At 52.6% G+C, this 15,426-nt stretch carries 15 protein-coding genes and 1 pseudogene; 11 read left to right on the top strand and 5 right to left on the bottom strand.

Features of this window, described 5'->3' with window-relative positions; translation table 11 throughout:
- The first annotated feature begins 223 nt into the window (after window positions 1-223).
- From FD737_RS08450 to FD737_RS08435, 4 genes are all read left to right on the top strand, one after another.
- A complete protein-coding gene (locus FD737_RS08450; RefSeq protein WP_160833253.1) occupies window positions 224-2,353 on the top strand; it encodes a TonB-dependent siderophore receptor in 2,130 nt (709 codons plus the stop codon).
- A 49-nt stretch (window positions 2,354-2,402) separates the two neighbouring features.
- Complete coding sequence (locus tag FD737_RS08445) at window positions 2,403-3,503, top strand: ABC transporter substrate-binding protein (RefSeq protein ID WP_160833252.1); 1,101 nt, start codon at window positions 2,403-2,405, stop codon at window positions 3,501-3,503.
- A 240-nt stretch (window positions 3,504-3,743) separates the two neighbouring features.
- Window positions 3,744-3,914, top strand: coding sequence for a KGG domain-containing protein (locus FD737_RS08440; RefSeq protein WP_034827492.1), 171 nt, complete (start codon window positions 3,744-3,746; stop codon window positions 3,912-3,914).
- A 268-nt stretch (window positions 3,915-4,182) separates the two neighbouring features.
- Window positions 4,183-5,076 (top strand): SDR family oxidoreductase, encoded by an 894-nt coding sequence (locus FD737_RS08435; protein WP_097117795.1) that lies wholly within the window; start codon window positions 4,183-4,185, stop codon window positions 5,074-5,076.
- A 43-nt stretch (window positions 5,077-5,119) separates the two neighbouring features.
- On the opposite strand, the gene FD737_RS08430 is transcribed toward FD737_RS08435, so the two are convergent.
- Together FD737_RS08430 and FD737_RS08425 are read right to left on the bottom strand one after the other, a co-directional pair.
- Entirely contained in the window at window positions 5,120-5,992 is an 873-nt protein-coding gene (locus tag FD737_RS08430) for a DMT family transporter (RefSeq protein WP_160833295.1), read from the bottom strand.
- Between the two features lie 209 nt (window positions 5,993-6,201).
- On the bottom strand, window positions 6,202-7,107 hold the full coding sequence (locus FD737_RS08425) for a LysR family transcriptional regulator (protein WP_160833251.1): 906 nt from the start codon (window positions 7,105-7,107) through the stop codon (window positions 6,202-6,204).
- 131 nt (window positions 7,108-7,238) lie between these two features.
- Here FD737_RS08425 and FD737_RS08420 point away from each other — a divergent pair, with 131 nt between their 5' ends.
- The gene (locus FD737_RS08420) at window positions 7,239-7,988 is read left to right on the top strand and encodes an SDR family oxidoreductase (protein WP_160833250.1); all 750 of its coding nucleotides are present in this window, start codon (window positions 7,239-7,241) and stop codon (window positions 7,986-7,988) included.
- Window positions 7,989-8,257: 269 nt separating this feature from the next.
- On the top strand, window positions 8,258-8,800 hold the full coding sequence (locus FD737_RS08415; RefSeq protein ID WP_160833249.1) for a CpmJ protein: 543 nt from the start codon (window positions 8,258-8,260) through the stop codon (window positions 8,798-8,800).
- Window positions 8,801-8,829: 29 nt separating this feature from the next.
- Here the strand turns inward: FD737_RS08415 and FD737_RS08410 are convergent, their stop codons facing one another.
- From FD737_RS08410 to FD737_RS08400, 3 genes and pseudogenes are all read right to left on the bottom strand, one after another.
- Window positions 8,830-9,462 (bottom strand): alanyl-tRNA editing protein, encoded by a 633-nt coding sequence (locus FD737_RS08410; RefSeq protein ID WP_160833248.1) that lies wholly within the window; start codon window positions 9,460-9,462, stop codon window positions 8,830-8,832.
- Between the two features lie 69 nt (window positions 9,463-9,531).
- Window positions 9,532-9,905, bottom strand: a pseudogene (locus FD737_RS08405) (NUDIX hydrolase).
- Window positions 9,902-10,492 (bottom strand): NUDIX domain-containing protein, encoded by a 591-nt coding sequence (locus tag FD737_RS08400; RefSeq protein ID WP_097117789.1) that lies wholly within the window; start codon window positions 10,490-10,492, stop codon window positions 9,902-9,904. The pseudogene FD737_RS08405 and the gene FD737_RS08400 overlap by 4 nt, the downstream one beginning before the upstream one ends.
- A gap of 82 nt (window positions 10,493-10,574) precedes the next feature.
- Between FD737_RS08400 and FD737_RS08395 the strand changes: the two genes are divergently transcribed.
- The 5 genes from FD737_RS08395 (at window position 10,575) to FD737_RS08375 (ending at window position 15,304) form a co-directional block, all read left to right on the top strand.
- Complete coding sequence (locus tag FD737_RS08395; protein ID WP_160833247.1) at window positions 10,575-11,324, top strand: DeoR/GlpR family DNA-binding transcription regulator; 750 nt, start codon at window positions 10,575-10,577, stop codon at window positions 11,322-11,324.
- Between the two features lie 155 nt (window positions 11,325-11,479).
- Entirely contained in the window at window positions 11,480-12,370 is an 891-nt protein-coding gene (locus FD737_RS08390; RefSeq protein ID WP_160833246.1) for an oxidoreductase, read from the top strand.
- Window positions 12,371-12,549: 179 nt separating this feature from the next.
- A complete protein-coding gene (locus FD737_RS08385) occupies window positions 12,550-13,521 on the top strand; it encodes an ABC transporter substrate-binding protein (RefSeq protein WP_237448764.1) in 972 nt (323 codons plus the stop codon).
- Between the two features lies 1 nt (window position 13,522).
- On the top strand, window positions 13,523-14,545 hold the full coding sequence (locus FD737_RS08380) for an iron ABC transporter permease (RefSeq protein ID WP_160833244.1): 1,023 nt from the start codon (window positions 13,523-13,525) through the stop codon (window positions 14,543-14,545).
- 3 nt (window positions 14,546-14,548) lie between these two features.
- Window positions 14,549-15,304: an ABC transporter ATP-binding protein gene (locus tag FD737_RS08375; RefSeq protein ID WP_160833243.1), complete on the top strand. Its 756-nt coding sequence runs from the start codon at window positions 14,549-14,551 to the stop codon at window positions 15,302-15,304.
- Window positions 15,305-15,426: the final 122 nt, after the last annotated feature.

Below are 15,426 nucleotides of genomic sequence, written 5' to 3'. Positions count from 1 at the left end.
TTGATGGACTCTCTTTCTGCTGTAGTATCCACGCCATTATTTCCGTTTACTACTACACTCTTTCATGTTTGAATGATTCTCAATAACATCACGCCATCTCAGTTTAAGGCGCACGATCCACAGAGAATGCTTATTTCATGCACTTTTCTCTGCTGAAAATAATTTAATCCTAGCTTCGTTTCATGGACGAGATTAATTCCGCACCAACACCAGGTTTATTTAAATGAATAACAACAAGAGTTTCGCTGTTAAAGCACAATGCCATCCGGCCATTATCGCCGCAATATACGGTGTCAGCGTTTTCACTGCAGCTGGCAGTCTGGCAGCGGAAAGCAGTAATACCCTGACGGTGTCCGCGCAGGAAAGTCGCCCGCAAGGCTATAACGCCACCAGCAGTTCCGTCGCCAGCAAAACGCCCACGCCGCGTCTGAACGAAGCGCAATCGGTGAGTGTGGTGACCCAACAACAGCTTGAAGACTATCAAGCCGCTAATCTCACTGATGCGATGCGCTTTGTCAGTGGTGTCACAGAGGGCAATACTCTGGCAGGCACCGAAGATGGCTTTGTGCGTCGCGGATTTGGCAGCAACTCTGATGGGTCAATCTATCGTGATGGCATTCGCAGCAGCCAGGGGTTGAACTTCGATGCCACCACCGAACGCGTCGAAGTGCTAAAAGGCTCGGCATCCCTGCTCTATGGCATTCAAAATCCGGGCGGCGTGATCAACGTGGTGAGCAAAAAACCGCAATATGACTGGCACACCAAAGTCAGCGGCCGTTCCTCCAGCGAAGGTGGTGGCGCTGGTACCGTTGATATCACCGGCCCGTTGGGCAACGGCTTTGCCTTTCGCCTGATTGCCGAAAAGCAGAATCAGGATTACTGGCGCAATTTTGGCAGCGACAAACATACGCTGATCGCGCCTTCGTTGCAGTGGTACGGTGAAAAAGCCAGCTTTTTCGTGAGCTATGAAGATTATCAATACGATATCCCCTACGATCGTGGCACCGCCTTTATCAATGGCAAGCCGCTGGATATCGGCTACAAAGATCGTCTCGACGACAAGGCGAATCATGCCTGGGGTCACAACAAAACCCTTAATGCGCACTATGACTGGCAGTTTAATGATGACTGGAGCACGCGCGTCACTTTTGGCTGGAATCAGCGTCAATACGACAACAACGAAGTGCGCGTCACCGCCATTAACCCCACCACCGGCGTTGTCACGCGTCGTGCTGATGCTAACCGTGGCTTTAACCACAAAACGAAATACGTTTCATGGGATCTGCTCGGTTCACAACAGCTGTTGGGCATGACCCACGATGTGGTGATCGGGACTGATTATGAGATGAACCAGACTTATCGCGCGCATCAGTATCAAGGGAAATCCAACACCGGGTTTAACTTTACCGATCCGCAATACGATATCCTGTCACCGGTCACCAATAGCACCTCGGAAAACACCGCCAACGCCAATAACCTGAACCGCATTCATAGCCGTTCGGTTTACGCTAAAGACAGTATTTCACTGACGGAACAGTGGATTGCGGTATTTGGCGGACGCTATCAGCATTACGAGCAGCGTGCGTCAAAAGGCTTCGACCCGGTGGTGGAAACACTGAACAGTGAAGGCAATAAATTCCTGCCACAAGCGGGTCTGATTTATAAAATCACCCCTGATGTCTCGCTTTACAGCAGCGTCAGCAAATCCTTTACGCCTTCCACCGATGTGGACGATGACGGCAATGTCGGTAAACCCGAACAGGGCACGACCTGGGAAGTCGGCAGTAAATGGCAGATCTCGCCAAAGCTGTTTGCCAGCGTCGCGCTGTACCGCATTGATGAACGTGACATGTCGCTCAGCATTAACGGTTCAACGCGGGCAATTGATAAAGCCCGTTCCAGTGGCGCAGAGTTTGAGCTGAACGGCGAAGTGTTGCCGGGTTGGGATCTCAGCGCTAACTACAGCTACGATAAGGCTGAGATTGTTGATGATGGCGTAAATTCTGCTAACAATGGCAATCGGCTGCAAAATGCACCGCGTCATTCGGGCGCGCTCTATCTCAGCCACAACCTCAGTATCAACGGCATTCCCGGTGATTTCCGCGTCGGTGGCGGCGCGCGCTATGTCGGCTCGCGAGCGGGCGATCCTGAAAATAGCTTCACGATGCCGGATTACGTGGTGGCGGACAGCTTTATCGCCTGGAACAATCAGTTGTTTGGTGAAAAGACACAACTTAAGTTGAATCTGAATAACCTGTTCAACAAGCACTATTACACCTCCAGCGGCGGCAATTTGCGCGTGCGTGAGGGTGAAACCTGTAACCTGATGGTCGAGGCCAGCGTTGAGTTCTGATTCTGTGGTTAAAGCGGGTGCCCGGCGCGCCCCTTCCCTCTGGGGGCCAATGCTGATTGTTCTGGCCTGCTTCTTACTGGTGCTTAGTAGCGCCGCGCTGGCAAAAACCGTCACGGATATTGACGGTAATCAGGTGGATATCCCTGACCATCCGCAGCGCATTGTGCTGGGTGAAAGTCGCATGCTCTACACGCTGGCGCTGCTGGAACCGGGCAATCCTTTTCAGCATATCGTTGCCTGGCCTCAGGATTTGAAAAAGTACGATAGCCAGACGTGGAACAGTTTTGCGCGCCAGTTCCCGCAAATGTTAAAAATCCCTTCCCTCGGTTCAGGCGGCCCGAATGCCATCAATCCTGAGCAGATCCTGGCGCTCAAACCGGATGTGGTGATCCTGCCGAGCCTGGCGCGCTACGATGATGCCGATCTGCGCCTGGTGAGTATGCTGAAAGCCGCCCATATTCCGGTGGTGAAAATCGATCTGCGCGTGCATCTGCTGAAGAATACCCGTCGCAGCGTGGAGATTTTTGGCGAGGTGCTGAATCAGCAGGCTCGCGCGCAGGCCTTTAACCGTTTTTATGACGCACATATGCAGGTGATTCATGATCGGCTGGCCAGTTATCACGGCGCGAAGCCTTCAGTGTTGTTGCAGTTGCATCTTGGCCGCCGTAATGAGTGCTGTGTCACCGCCATCAACGGCAGCCTTGGCGAACTGTTAAACGCCGCAGGCGGCGATAATATCGCGGCTAAAACGCAGCACGGCGTGTTTGGTCGCTTGAGTGAAGAAATGGTGATTGCGGCGCAGCCTAATTACTACTTCGCCACCGGATTTGGCGATAACGAGGCGCAGGGTTTGCTGAAGCTGGGGCCAGAAGTGGCATTGCCAGCGGTGCAAAGCAGCTTCGCCCAACTGACCTCGCAGCAAAACGGATTGCGTGAATTAGCCGCGCTACGTAACGGCCACTCCGCCGTCATCTGGATGAATTTTTACCTCAGCCCCTGGCACATCGCGGCAACGGAATTTATGGCAAAAACACTTTATCCTCAGCTGTTCGCGGATGTCGAACCCGAGCAAACGTTAAAGCAAATCTTCAATGATTTCCTGCCCATACCTTATAGCGGGACCTATTTCACTCAAATCCCTGCGAGTTAATCGGCCTTATTGATAATCGAAGCGTCAAATACGCTTCGATTATATTAATAATTAATTATTAACCTTCATAATTCATTTGCTTAAAAAATAAGATACGAAAAAATACTCGATAATCCACTTATACGCTGCCGCCGCGCTTGTTAATATTCACAGTGGCACTAACCTTAATTCTGCAGTCTGGACATAACGTGTGACGCTATCCACGATTATGTAATCGCAATGCATGAATGAGGGCATTTTATGGCCGAGCATAGAGGCGGTTCCGGTAACTTCGCAGATGATAAACAAAAGGCATCTGAAGCGGGTAAAAAAGGTGGGCAAAGCAGTGGCGGCGGTAGTTTTAAAGACAACCCTGAGAAAGCCTCCGAAGCCGGAAAAAAAGGCGGAAAAAGTAGTAACAAAGGCTCTTAAGCCGCATCGGGCGCGCTAGTCGCCTCACCGACAAGGATGCCAATAGGTTCAACTGGCAATTGAATAAGTGCAATGACGATATATGACTGACGTCTTGCGCTTATTCTGCTCTCCCCTCTCATTCCAGTCACGCCTTTTATTTCCATCGCCGCAGCCATAATACCGCCTCGCTTAAGCTGAAAAATTTCAATTGGTCATTTTTTGACGTGACATATATCACATTTATGCCAGGCTTAATTAATCACTAGCGAAGAACATGGAGATTAAGATGAGTTCATTGACTAATAAAACGCTGCTCACCCATCAATATCCGACACCTCCCTTTAAAAAACAACTACAGGATTTTCCTGGGCTGGCGGCAAAAATGGAACCGCGCCCGGATCATGGTGAAACCAGCTATCGTGGCACTGGTCGTTTAACCGGTCGTAAAGCGCTGATTACCGGCGGCGATTCCGGGATTGGACGTGCGGTGGCGATTGCTTACGCGCGTGAGGGTGCCGACGTGGCGATAAATTACCTGCCCGATGAAGAACAGGATGCGGCAGAGGTGATAAAACTGATTGAAGCGGAAGGTCGTAAGGCGATTGCCATACCGGGAGATATTCGCTCCGAAGCCTTTTGCCAGCAGCTGGTGAAGGAAGCGGCGACGAAACTCGATGGTCTGGATATTTTGGTCAACAATGCCGGCCGTCAACAGTTCAATGAATCGATTCGTACCCTCTCGACAGAAGATTTTGATGCGACCTTTAAGACTAACGTGTATGCCATGTTTTGGATCACCAAGGCGGCGCTGGAGTACCTACCGGCGGGTTCATCGATCATTAACACGTCGTCAGTGCAGGCCTACGATCCCAGCGCCATCCTGCTGGATTATGCCCAGACCAAAGCGTCGATTGCGGCCTTTACTAAAGCTTTAGCCAAACAGTTGGGTAAAGACCAAATCCGCGTTAACGCCGTGGCACCCGGCCCTTACTGGACTGCATTGCAGGTGTGTGGCGGACAACCGCAGGAGAAAGTGGAGCAATTTGGCGCTTCCGCGCCACTGGGTCGCCCCGGTCAACCTGCTGAAATCGCGCCACTCTACGTGACGTTTGCGGAAACAACGAATAGCTTCACCTCCGGGCAGGTTTGGTGTTCTGATGGCGGCACCGGCACGGTTTAACCACGATAAAGGGCGCATCCATTTTGATGCGCCCTGTTCGATCTTACCCCGATGTTTTCAGGCGCGGTGTGCGAAACACCAGCATGATGCCGAGCAGAATAGCCAGCATTCCCATCATCCCCGACCACGGCAGCGCATTACCTAACAAGAGGTAATCCAGTACTGCCGTTATCACCGGAACCAGATAAAACAAACTGGTGACGTTAACGATGCTTCCCGCACTCAGCAGCCGATACAGCAGCAGCTGCGCCACCACCGAGATCATCACCCCAAGAAACAGCACGGAAATCCAGAAGTGCAACGTAAAGTCGATATGGAAGGCTTTAACCGGAAGCAGAAGAGCACACAGCGCCAGGCTCACCGCGTATTGCAGCGGCAGTACCTGCGCGGGATGCTGGGACACCTTTTTCTGCATGATGGCACCAAACGTCATACACAGCAGTGCGCCGAGAGCGAAGACAATGCCGCTCAACGGCAACTGCGACGCCGCCAGACTGCGCCACACCAGCAGTATTAATCCTGCTAAGGCGATCACCAATCCCAGTAATCGCGTGCCCTGCATGCGCCTTTCCACGATGCAGAGCGTCAGGATCGGTTGTATGCCCATGATGGTGGCGATTAAACCTGGCGTCACCCCCTCGGCCATCGCCTGGAAGTAACACACCGAATAGGCACCAATCAAAATCAGACCGGTAAACATCACCGTTTTTCGGCTGTCCGCATCGGGTAACCAGCGACGCCGAAATAGGCCCACCAGCAATAATGCAACCAGCGCCACACCGAAGCGCACGATCAATAGCGCGATGGGTGAGGCATTGTCCAAACCCAGGCGAGAGAAGATGGCCGCACTGCCCCACAGCAGCACGAAGCCCGACGTCGCCGCTTGCGACGTCAAAGACGAAGAACGCATGAAAATGCTCCTAAAACAAACGTTGGAAATTTAAGCGTGAAGACTTCCGGTTCTTAGCGAACCACAACGCGTGCAGGAGGCGGTGGCGGACAGCAGATCGCATACAGGCCATGTTCGTATGACGTGGAAAGTGCGGCTGAAAGTGTCATTTACGCAGGCCTGTAGTCAAAATAGGGAGTTCAGAAACAAAAAGTTAACAGATCGCCTCTGGCTTGTCATCCATTGAGTCGCGCAGGAAATACCTCACGCAACCATTCGATAAACACCCGTAAACGCTGGGTCAGATGGCGGTTTTGCGGATATACCACGTGAAACGGATAGCTGGCGGGCCGCCAATCCTTCAGTATTTCCACCAGTGCGCCTGACGCTAAATCTTTGGCTGCTGCGTATCGAAATGTCTGAATGATGCCTAATCCTGCCACCGCAGCTGCCAGATGAGCATTGCTTTCATTAATCCCAATGCGATGCTCGATTTTCATTTCCTGTTTCTCATTACCCTGCACAAAGCGCAGCGGGAAGGCGCGCCCGCTTTGCGGGGATAAATAGCTAATCCAGCGATGGCCATTTTTAAGCTCTTGCGGATAGGCTGGCACGCCGTAAGTTTTGAGATATGCGGGTGCCGCGCAGGTGATCATCTCAGCATCACCAAGATGACGCGCCACCAGCGATGAATCACCCAGTGGACCGCCACGAATCACGCAATCGACATTGTCGCTAATCAGATCCACAGCCCGGTCTGATACACCGAGATCGAGGCGAATCTCAGGAAATCGCGCAACGAAATCAGGTAGCAGTGGGATGAGAACCTCACGCGCCGTTGAGCCGCCAATATCAATGCGCAGATACCCGCGCGGTGTACCGTTTACCGCGTTAAATGCGCCATCAATATCTTCCAGGTCACGCACGATACGCAGTGCTTTATCATAATAATCTCGTCCTTCAGGCGTGACGGTGACGCGCCGTGTGGTGCGCTGAAGCAGGCGTACACCCAGATGCCCTTCTAACTCCTGCACCAGTTTGCTCAACGTGGCATTCGGCATATCCAGTGAATCGGCAGCGCGAGTAAAATTTCCCGCCTCCACCACGCGCGCGAATGCTCGTATTGCCAACAGTTGGTCCATGCTAATTATCCATACACAGGAATAGTGATTTTGATTTTACACCATTTATCACTAAACCATGCACGGTTACATTGCCTCCCATGCACTGCAACGCAGTCATCACACACTTAAATCCATTTGGGAGAGCAAACATGAACACTTCATTAAACGGTAAAATTGCCTTAGTCACTGGCGGCACCAGCGGAATTGGCTTAGCGTCTGCTCAGGCGTTGGCAGCTCAGGGCGCACGGGTGTTTATCACCGGTCGTCGACAGCCTGAACTGGATACCGCCGTGACGCTTATCGGTGCGCAGGCAACCGGCATCCGCGCTGATGCTTCTGTGCTGAGCGATCTGGATGCGGTGTATGCGCAGATAGCACGCCAGGCGGGCCGTCTTGATATTCTGTTCGCCAATGCTGGCGGCGGCGATATGTTGCCACTCGGTGCGATTACTGAAGAACACTTCGACCGGATCTTTGGCACCAACGTGCGTGGCGTACTGTTTACCGTGCAAAAAGCGCTGCCGCTGTTAAGCGACAAAGCCTCGGTGATTTTGACCTCGTCCACCACTTCGGTTCAGGGCACCGCAGGATTCAGTGTTTATAGCGCCAGTAAAGCCGCCGTGCGCAACTTTGCCCGCTCATGGGCACTGGATGTGAAAGATCGCGGAATTCGTGTCAACGTGGTGAGCCCTGGTCCGGTGCGCACGCCGGGTTTGGGCGATTTAGTGCCCGAAGATCAGCGTCAGGGATTGTTCGATGCATTAGCTGCCCAGGTGCCATTGGGCCGATTGGGTGAACCCGGTGAGATTGGTCAGGTGGTGGCGTTTATTGCATCCGATGCCTCCAGCTTTGTTAATGCCACCGAACTCTTCGTGGATGGCGGCATGGCGCAGGTATGAGTTGAGGGTTAAGGAAAGACGTTCACATTAAGTCTGTTTTCCTCTAACGAAGTGCGTAATGGATGACGCGCTTCGTCGGTTAATCTCTTTTCTTTTAATTATTCCGTTCACCCTTTCACATCACAGAAAAAACACCCATAATTCAGCGCGATTGGAGAGCAAAATTTTTAAAATACGCCATGATGGCCATCAGGCAGCAATACCATGCTGTCTTTCAATATTCAGGTGTTAATCCCTGATATTGTCTTAACCAGTAAGGAAAGCGTGCAGTGAAATTAAAAACTTTCGCGTTTATCGTTCTGTCATTATGTACCGTTTTCGGTGCGCAGGGTGCTACGCGGGTCGGGTTGCTGGCAGGGGCGAATAATATCGACCTTAATCAGGATGGCGTCCCGGATTTGCTGGTCTCTGCGACCTTTGACAATAACACCTCGCATCCCAGTCAGACGCTATCTGCCTTCATCAATAAAAACGGTAACTGGTTTATTTTACCGGTTCCGGATGATGATGGTTTTACCTGGTCGGATTTTCGTCTTGCGGGTTCCTCTGACAAAATCATTGGTTTTGAACTGCACAATATCCAGGGCGTTTATTACCTGATCCGCGCGATGAAATTCTCGTCAAATCAGGACAATGATGATCTGACTGAAGCCGCGCAAATAAAATTCTCTCGCTATCGAGTAGCGGAAAGCAGCGAAGAACCTGGCGCTCCGGTTTTTTATTGGCAGCTGTCTGGCAGTTATACCACCTCACAAGCGTATAGCGATGTTGATCAGGCTTTCGCACAATTAAAAATAGATGAATTTAAGTAGCGCAGTGCAGGCGTTAATCCGCCTGCTCATCAATCCCGCACTTCATACTGCACCGAAAGTTCGCCCTTCTTCTCTTTCACTCGGGTAATGACGATATCGCCAACGTCTCCGGTGCGTTGCACATGCGTGCCACCGCAGGCGTAAGGTGTCAGATCGCCCCAACTGACCATTCTGCGTCCGGCGTCATCCCGCAGCACGCGCGCTAAATCCTGCGCCACCAGCGCATCGACACCTTCAGCGATGACCAAGTCATCAACGGCTTGTGGTTCGCCCTGTGGTTTAAAAACGATACGTCCATTGCCGGGCCGATGATCGCCTTTGTAACCTAACCAGCCAAACTTCTCTCCGGCGTAAGCAATCAAATGCCCCGCAGAATGGTAACGCGTGTGCAGCTTACGCAGTGCCGCATCAATTTGGATATGCACGCAGCCCAGCGCCACTTCGCGGTCAGTGATATGGATTAACTCACCCTCTTGCTGGATGAGCTGTAACACCGTCGCCTCACCTATCGTACCCTGGTCAGCGGGTTGCCCGCCGCCTTGCGGATGGAACAGGGTCGCCGCCAGTTGCACACGAAACCGGCCATCTTCCTGCGCTTCACACCGCACCACTTCCGTATCCATCTCCAGCCGATCGCTGAAATAGTAGGCTCTATCCGTCATCACTTCCTCCATAACACTATCCTCCGCCCTTGGTGTTCAAATCGGCAAAACAGAGCTTGCCCTATCAGTCTATATGTATCCTGCCTGGGCCTGAACCAAGGGGACCTGCTCGATATCGTAAAAAATACTCAACCCCAAATCCTTGCCAACTTGCACATCCTGATCCGCTCCCGTTGAAGCGCCAGGCATGCGTAAAATGGCATCACAGCTCTGAATAAGACGATGCGCAACGGGATAGAGGAAGGCTTCACTGATTTCATCCCCGATCCGCTGCGAACCCGCCGCATTGGCGAGCGGTAACGCCAGCCATTCACCTATCACCGGGGTATGGCCCTTTGATAAACCTGCAACGCCATGTGATCAAGTTTCTGCATATTTTGCTCAATCAGTTGCTGATCACCGTGAGTGCCACTGCGAACCGGACCTGCGATCAGAATCATCATGGCACTTTCTCCTCAAATTGAATGTTTAATGCCAGGTGTTGCAGCAACATGATGGTTTTGGCATCTTCGATTTCACCGTTTCGGATCGCGTCCATGGCGCGTGCGAAAGGCCACTCCAGTACTTCGATATCTTCCCCCTCTTCCTCAAGACCGCCGCCAGCATGCTTTCGGTCGCCATCGTGATATTCCGCGATAAAGAAAAATAACTTCTCCGTCACCGAACCCGGGCTCATATAAGCCTCCATCACCTTCTCAACATTTGTGACAGTGTAACCAGTTTCTTCTTCTGCCTCGGCAATAATGCGCGTTTCAGGCGAGGCGTTATCCAGCAAACCGGCTGCGGCCTCGATCAAAAAGCCATCATGCCCATGGATAAAGATGGGAAAGCGGAATTGCCGTGTCAGGACGACTGTCTGTTTATGGCGGTTATAAAGTAGGATCACCGCACCATTGCCACGGTCGTAAGCTTCGCGGCTTTGCTGTTGCCAACTGCCGTCGGCACGCTGTAAATCGAAGGTGTATTTTTTTAAGGTGTACCAGTTGTCGGATAACAACTGCTCACGAATATTGCGCACTTTATGCTGCATGTTTGGTCTCCCGATGGCTGACAAAACAGACGTTATCATGCATAATCGTGCACATACAAGCAAAAACACGAATGAGAAAATTATGCTTTCCAGTCAACGTAAACAGCAGATATTGACGATTCTTGCCGATGAACAGCAAGTGATGTCCAGTGAACTCAGCCAGCGCTTTAGCGTCTCTGAAGACTCGATTCGCCGTGACTTAAGGGAGTTGGCGAGTGAGGGATTATTGCAACGTGTCCACGGGGGTGCGCTGCCGGTTTCTGCTGCTATTGCCCCTTTCGAAACACGCAAAAACGTGCAAATCAGTTCTAAGCGTCTGATCGCGCAAAAAGCAGTGCAACTGATTCAACCGGGTCAGGTGGTGATCATTGATGGCGGTACAACCACAGCGGAAATGGTGCAACTGCTGCCCAAAGAACTGGCTTTTACCGTGGTGACCCACAGTCCGAGTATTGCCGTCGCCCTGGTTGATTTTCCTCTGGTTGAGGTGATTCTGATTGGCGGCCAACTGTATCGTCACTCGGTGGTTGCCGTGGGATCAGCGGTGATCGAAGCCATTGCACACATCAATGCAGACCTGTTCTTTATGGGCGTCACCGGAGTACACAAAACCGCAGGGTTAACCACGGGTAATTACGAAGAAGCCGGTGTGAAACGTGCACTGGCGGCGCGTGCGGCGGAAACGGTGGTGATGGTCTCTAAAGAGAAACTCAACTCAGCATCGGCGTTCGCCATTGGCGGTCTGTCACTGGCCAGCACACTGATTGTTGATGGAGAACCTGATGCTGAGATGCAGCAACTGCTGCAACAGAAACAGATAGCCCTGCTGTAATTCGCCCTTTTATGGCAGGCGTTGAGTGATTATCCCGCGCTATTATTTTTCTATCTGGCCGATGGAACGCACATCATTCAGTCACAATGCCAGGCTGTAATAGAGAGTTTTCGCTGACCCTGTGGGCAGCACTGGATAAACAGGAGAATAGCTGCATGTCTGAGTTTCCAACCATCACCCTTGTCGGACCCGGCGCCATCGGTACCACTGTGGCTGCCGCGCTACATGAAATGAATCGCACGCCAACACTGTGCGGACGTACAGCACATACTCAATTGCTGCTGCGCCACGAAGACGGTGAGATTGTGGTGCCTGGCCCGGTGCTGAGCAATCCCGCAGACATTGGTGCACCCTATGATTTGGTGTTTGTGGCGGTCAAAACCACTCAGGTTGCGGAAATTGCCCCCTGGCTGGCGGTGTTATGCGATGAGAATACGGTGGTATGCGCGCTGCAAAATGGTGTGGAGCAAGTTGAACAGCTGTCTCCATTAGTCAATGGCGCAACGGTACTGCCTTCTGTGGTGTGGTTCCCGGCTCAGCGCGAGCCTGATGCCTCGGTGTGGTTACGCGCGAAGCCGCGCCTGACTGTGCCCGACGTCGCGCCAGCACAGCGTATTGTGCAAGCACTGCAAGACTCGCGCTGTGCGGTCGAACTGGAGGCAGATTTCCTCACCATTGCCTGGCGCAAACTGTTGCAAAACGCCGTCGCCGGTTTAATGGTGCTCGCCAATCGCCGCGCCGGGATATTTCAGCGCGAAGATATCACCGAGCTGGGTCTGGCCTATCTGCGGGAGTGTATGACTGTGGCGCGTGCGGAAGGCGCCAATCTTAGCGACAACGTGCCGCAGGAAATTATGGCTGGCTTCCATCGCGCCCCGGCAGATTTAGGCACCTCGATCCTGGCGGATCGTCAGGCCAATCGCCCGCTTGAGTGGGACATCCGTAATGGCGTTGTGCAGCGACGCGGCAAAGCACAAGGCATCGCGACACCGATCAGTGATGTGGTGGTGCCTCTGCTGGCGGCAGGAAGTGATGGTCCGGGTTAAGATCAGAGTGAAGTCCGGGCCACGGACTTCGCTTCAATAGCCTCAACACTTAACACTCACAATGGGTATCAGAATCAATTGACATGAATACATCAGACTTGCCATTATGTTACGTTATAACATTACTACGTAATCGGTAAATCATGCGCACTTTTTCGACCCGCCTTTTGGCACTCATAATGATATTCAGCAGTTCAGCCGCACTGGCTTCCGCCTTTCCACTCGACATTGAAAACTGCGGTAAAACGGAAACCTTTTCACGACCACCTGCACGCGTGGTGACCATTGGTCAGCATGAAACAGAACTCCTTCTGGCACTTGGTCTGGGGAGTAAAATCGCGGGAACCGCCGTCTGGTTCGGCCCTCTCCCCCCTGAATTAGCACAGGCTGGCAGTGGCCTTAAACGCCTCGCGGACAACTCACCGGGCTTTGAAGCCGTCGTCGCGCAAAAACCTGATTTGGTTTTGGCGCAGTACAGTTGGCATGTTGGGCCTCAGGGTGAAGTCGCTACTCGCGATCAATTTGAACAACCTGGCATCAAAACCTGGATTTCACCTGCTGATTGTCAGGGCAAATCGGTGACCGCCACTTCAAACGGCGACGGTGCGCGCGTGAAACCTTACTCGATTGACGTGATTTATGATGAAATCACCGCGCTTGCCAACATCTTCGATGTGACGGAGCGTGGCGATGCCTTAAAGGAGAAGTTATCTGCACGAATCGCTCAGGCACAACAACAGGCGGCGCTTCACACCAGCAAACCCCTTAAGGTGGTATATTGGTTCTCAAGCACACGCCTTAAAGGCGATCCGTGGATCGCAGGCAGTGATGGTGCGCCAGGCTGGATCACTCAGACTCTAGGCCTCAAAAATATCATTGATTCCTCCGATGAATGGCCCGCCGTGAGTTGGGAACATATCGCACAATCTCAGCCCGATATCATCGTCATCGCCAGCATGGATAGAAGGCTGTATCCAGCCGATGATGTCGCCATAAAACAGGCTTTTCTCACCAGCGATCCCGTTACACGCGAAATGAGTGCGGTCAAACAGGGTCATATCGTGATCGTGCCAGCGATGTCACTCAATCCATCCCTGCGCAATGTCGATGCTGTTGAGCTGATCGGTCAGCAGATTGCCGCGTTTAAATAGTATGAATCGGGCTTACCCATTTAAGATCGGCTTTATTTTTCTCGCGGGCTTTATCAGCTTGCCCGTAATGATGATCTTCTCATCCAGCATTGGCGATATGCCCATCTCATTGAGCGCCACCTTCCAGGCGATCACCAACGGGGTGGGCTTGATGCATTATGATCTCCCTCCCGTTGAGGCTGGCATCGTCTGGCAATATCGGATGAGTCGGGCCTTCATGGCGGCATGCAGCGGAGGTGGCTTAGCCCTTTGCGGCCTGGTGTTGCAATCGTTGTTAAGAAACCCGCTGGCGGAACCCTATCTGTTGGGTATCTCTGCGGGTGCTTCCACCGGGGCCGTAATGGTGATGCTGCTGGGTATTGGCAGCGGCGTGTTGACGGTTGGCAGTGGTGCCTTTGCCGGCGCTTGCCTGGCGTTTGGCTTGATTATTTTGCTCTCAAGAGGGATGGGGGAAAACACCGGGCGCATCATTTTGGCCGGTATTGCCGGAACACAGCTGTTCAATGCGCTCACGTCTTACATCGTCAGCACATCAGCCAATGCGGAGCAATCGCGCGGTGTGATGTTTTGGCTCTTAGGCAGTTTAAGCGGCGTTCGCTGGCCAGATGCCGTTCTGTGCGCCATCGTCATCGTCAGCGGATTTGGGGTGATCATGTGCTATGCACGCACGCTGGACACGTTTTCATTTGGTGTCGATGTCTCGGTAACGTTAGGTACTCCGGTTGTGAAAGTGCGGGTGGTGTTGCTGTTGATTACGGCATTCATCACGGCGGTGATTGTCAGCTCAATTGGGGCGGTGGGATTTGTCGGATTGGTCATCCCGCACGTGACCCGCATGCTGGTTGGACAGCGACACCTTATCACCCTTCCCGTGACATTCCTGTCGGGCTGCCATTTCATGATCCTTGCCGACTTGATATCGAGAACGTTGATCGCACATCAGGTTTTACCCATCGGCGTGGTGACTGCATTGGTGGGCGCCCCTGCTTTTGCCTTCCTTCTCTATCAACGAAAGGGCAACTAAACGATGACGATATCGGTCAGTGACCTCAGCGTCCAACTTCAAGCGCGCCGCATACTCACCACGGTCTCCTTCGACGCAGCTCAGTCTGCAACCGTAGGTTTGCTTGGGCCCAACGGTTCAGGAAAATCAACGCTACTGCGTGCGCTGGCTGGGCTAATGCCTGATTCGGGCGCGAAGATAACGCTCGGCGAACTGAGGCTGAACCAACTTTCGCGCAATCAGCTGGCGCGCAAACTGGCCTTTGTCCCGCAACACGCCGAAGCCGATGATGAACTCACGGTGATTGACATTATTCGTCTCGGGCGCACGCCTCATCGTGGCGCATTCCAGTTCTGGACGGCAGAGGATGCCAGCGCCGTTGACGAGGCGGTGGCGTTAATGCAACTGGAAAATTTGGTCGACCGCTGCTGGCAACGATTATCCGGCGGTGAGCGCCAACGTTGCCAAATCGCCCGCGCACTGGCGCAAAAACCGGATGTTTTACTGCTGGATGAACCCGTCAATCACCTCGACATCCAATTCCAGCTTGAATTGATGCGTCTTATCTCTTCGCTGCCCGTGACGGTGGTGATTGCTCTTCACGATCTGAATCTGGCGGCAAAATATTGCCAACACCTTGTGGTACTCGATCAGGGTCGTGTGGTTTCAACGGGTAAGCCCAAAGCCGTCCTCACACCCGAACGCATACACACAACGTGGCGGGTTCAGGCGCAGATCACGACATCAGCACAGGGTGCGCTCAATATTCAATACGTATGAGTCAGCGCTTGAAGCCCACGGCTATACAGCCATCAGGAAACGGTATGTTCAGTAACAAAATATTCCTGCAATAATGGACTGCCACAATCGTGGTTGCAGTACCTACACGCGCGTCACCTACG

The sequence above is a fragment of the Pantoea sp. Seng genome, from assembly GCF_009829935.1.
GTDB classification, from domain to species: Bacteria; Pseudomonadota; Gammaproteobacteria; order Enterobacterales; family Enterobacteriaceae; genus Pantoea; species Pantoea communis.
This window is presented reverse-complemented; position numbering and strand designations above follow the sequence as displayed.

Bases quoted from the DNA above. Each gene is read 5' to 3' on its own strand.
- FD737_RS08450 (WP_160833253.1), top strand. From the start codon at position 224: ATGAATAACAACAAGAGTTTCGCTGTTAAAGCACAATGCCATCCGGCC.
- FD737_RS08445 (WP_160833252.1), top strand. From the start codon at position 2,403: ATGCTGATTGTTCTGGCCTGCTTCTTACTGGTGCTTAGTAGCGCCGCG.
- FD737_RS08440 (WP_034827492.1), top strand. From the start codon at position 3,744: ATGGCCGAGCATAGAGGCGGTTCCGGTAACTTCGCAGATGATAAACAA.
- FD737_RS08435 (WP_097117795.1), top strand. From the start codon at position 4,183: ATGAGTTCATTGACTAATAAAACGCTGCTCACCCATCAATATCCGACA.
- FD737_RS08425 (WP_160833251.1), bottom strand. From the start codon at position 7,107: ATGGACCAACTGTTGGCAATACGAGCATTCGCGCGCGTGGTGGAGGCG.
- FD737_RS08420 (WP_160833250.1), top strand. From the start codon at position 7,239: ATGAACACTTCATTAAACGGTAAAATTGCCTTAGTCACTGGCGGCACC.
- FD737_RS08410 (WP_160833248.1), bottom strand. From the start codon at position 9,462: ATGACGGATAGAGCCTACTATTTCAGCGATCGGCTGGAGATGGATACG.
- FD737_RS08400 (WP_097117789.1), bottom strand. From the start codon at position 10,492: ATGCAGCATAAAGTGCGCAATATTCGTGAGCAGTTGTTATCCGACAAC.
- FD737_RS08395 (WP_160833247.1), top strand. From the start codon at position 10,575: ATGCTTTCCAGTCAACGTAAACAGCAGATATTGACGATTCTTGCCGAT.
- FD737_RS08390 (WP_160833246.1), top strand. From the start codon at position 11,480: ATGTCTGAGTTTCCAACCATCACCCTTGTCGGACCCGGCGCCATCGGT.
- FD737_RS08385 (WP_237448764.1), top strand. From the start codon at position 12,550: ATGATATTCAGCAGTTCAGCCGCACTGGCTTCCGCCTTTCCACTCGAC.
- FD737_RS08380 (WP_160833244.1), top strand. From the start codon at position 13,523: ATGAATCGGGCTTACCCATTTAAGATCGGCTTTATTTTTCTCGCGGGC.
- FD737_RS08375 (WP_160833243.1), top strand. From the start codon at position 14,549: ATGACGATATCGGTCAGTGACCTCAGCGTCCAACTTCAAGCGCGCCGC.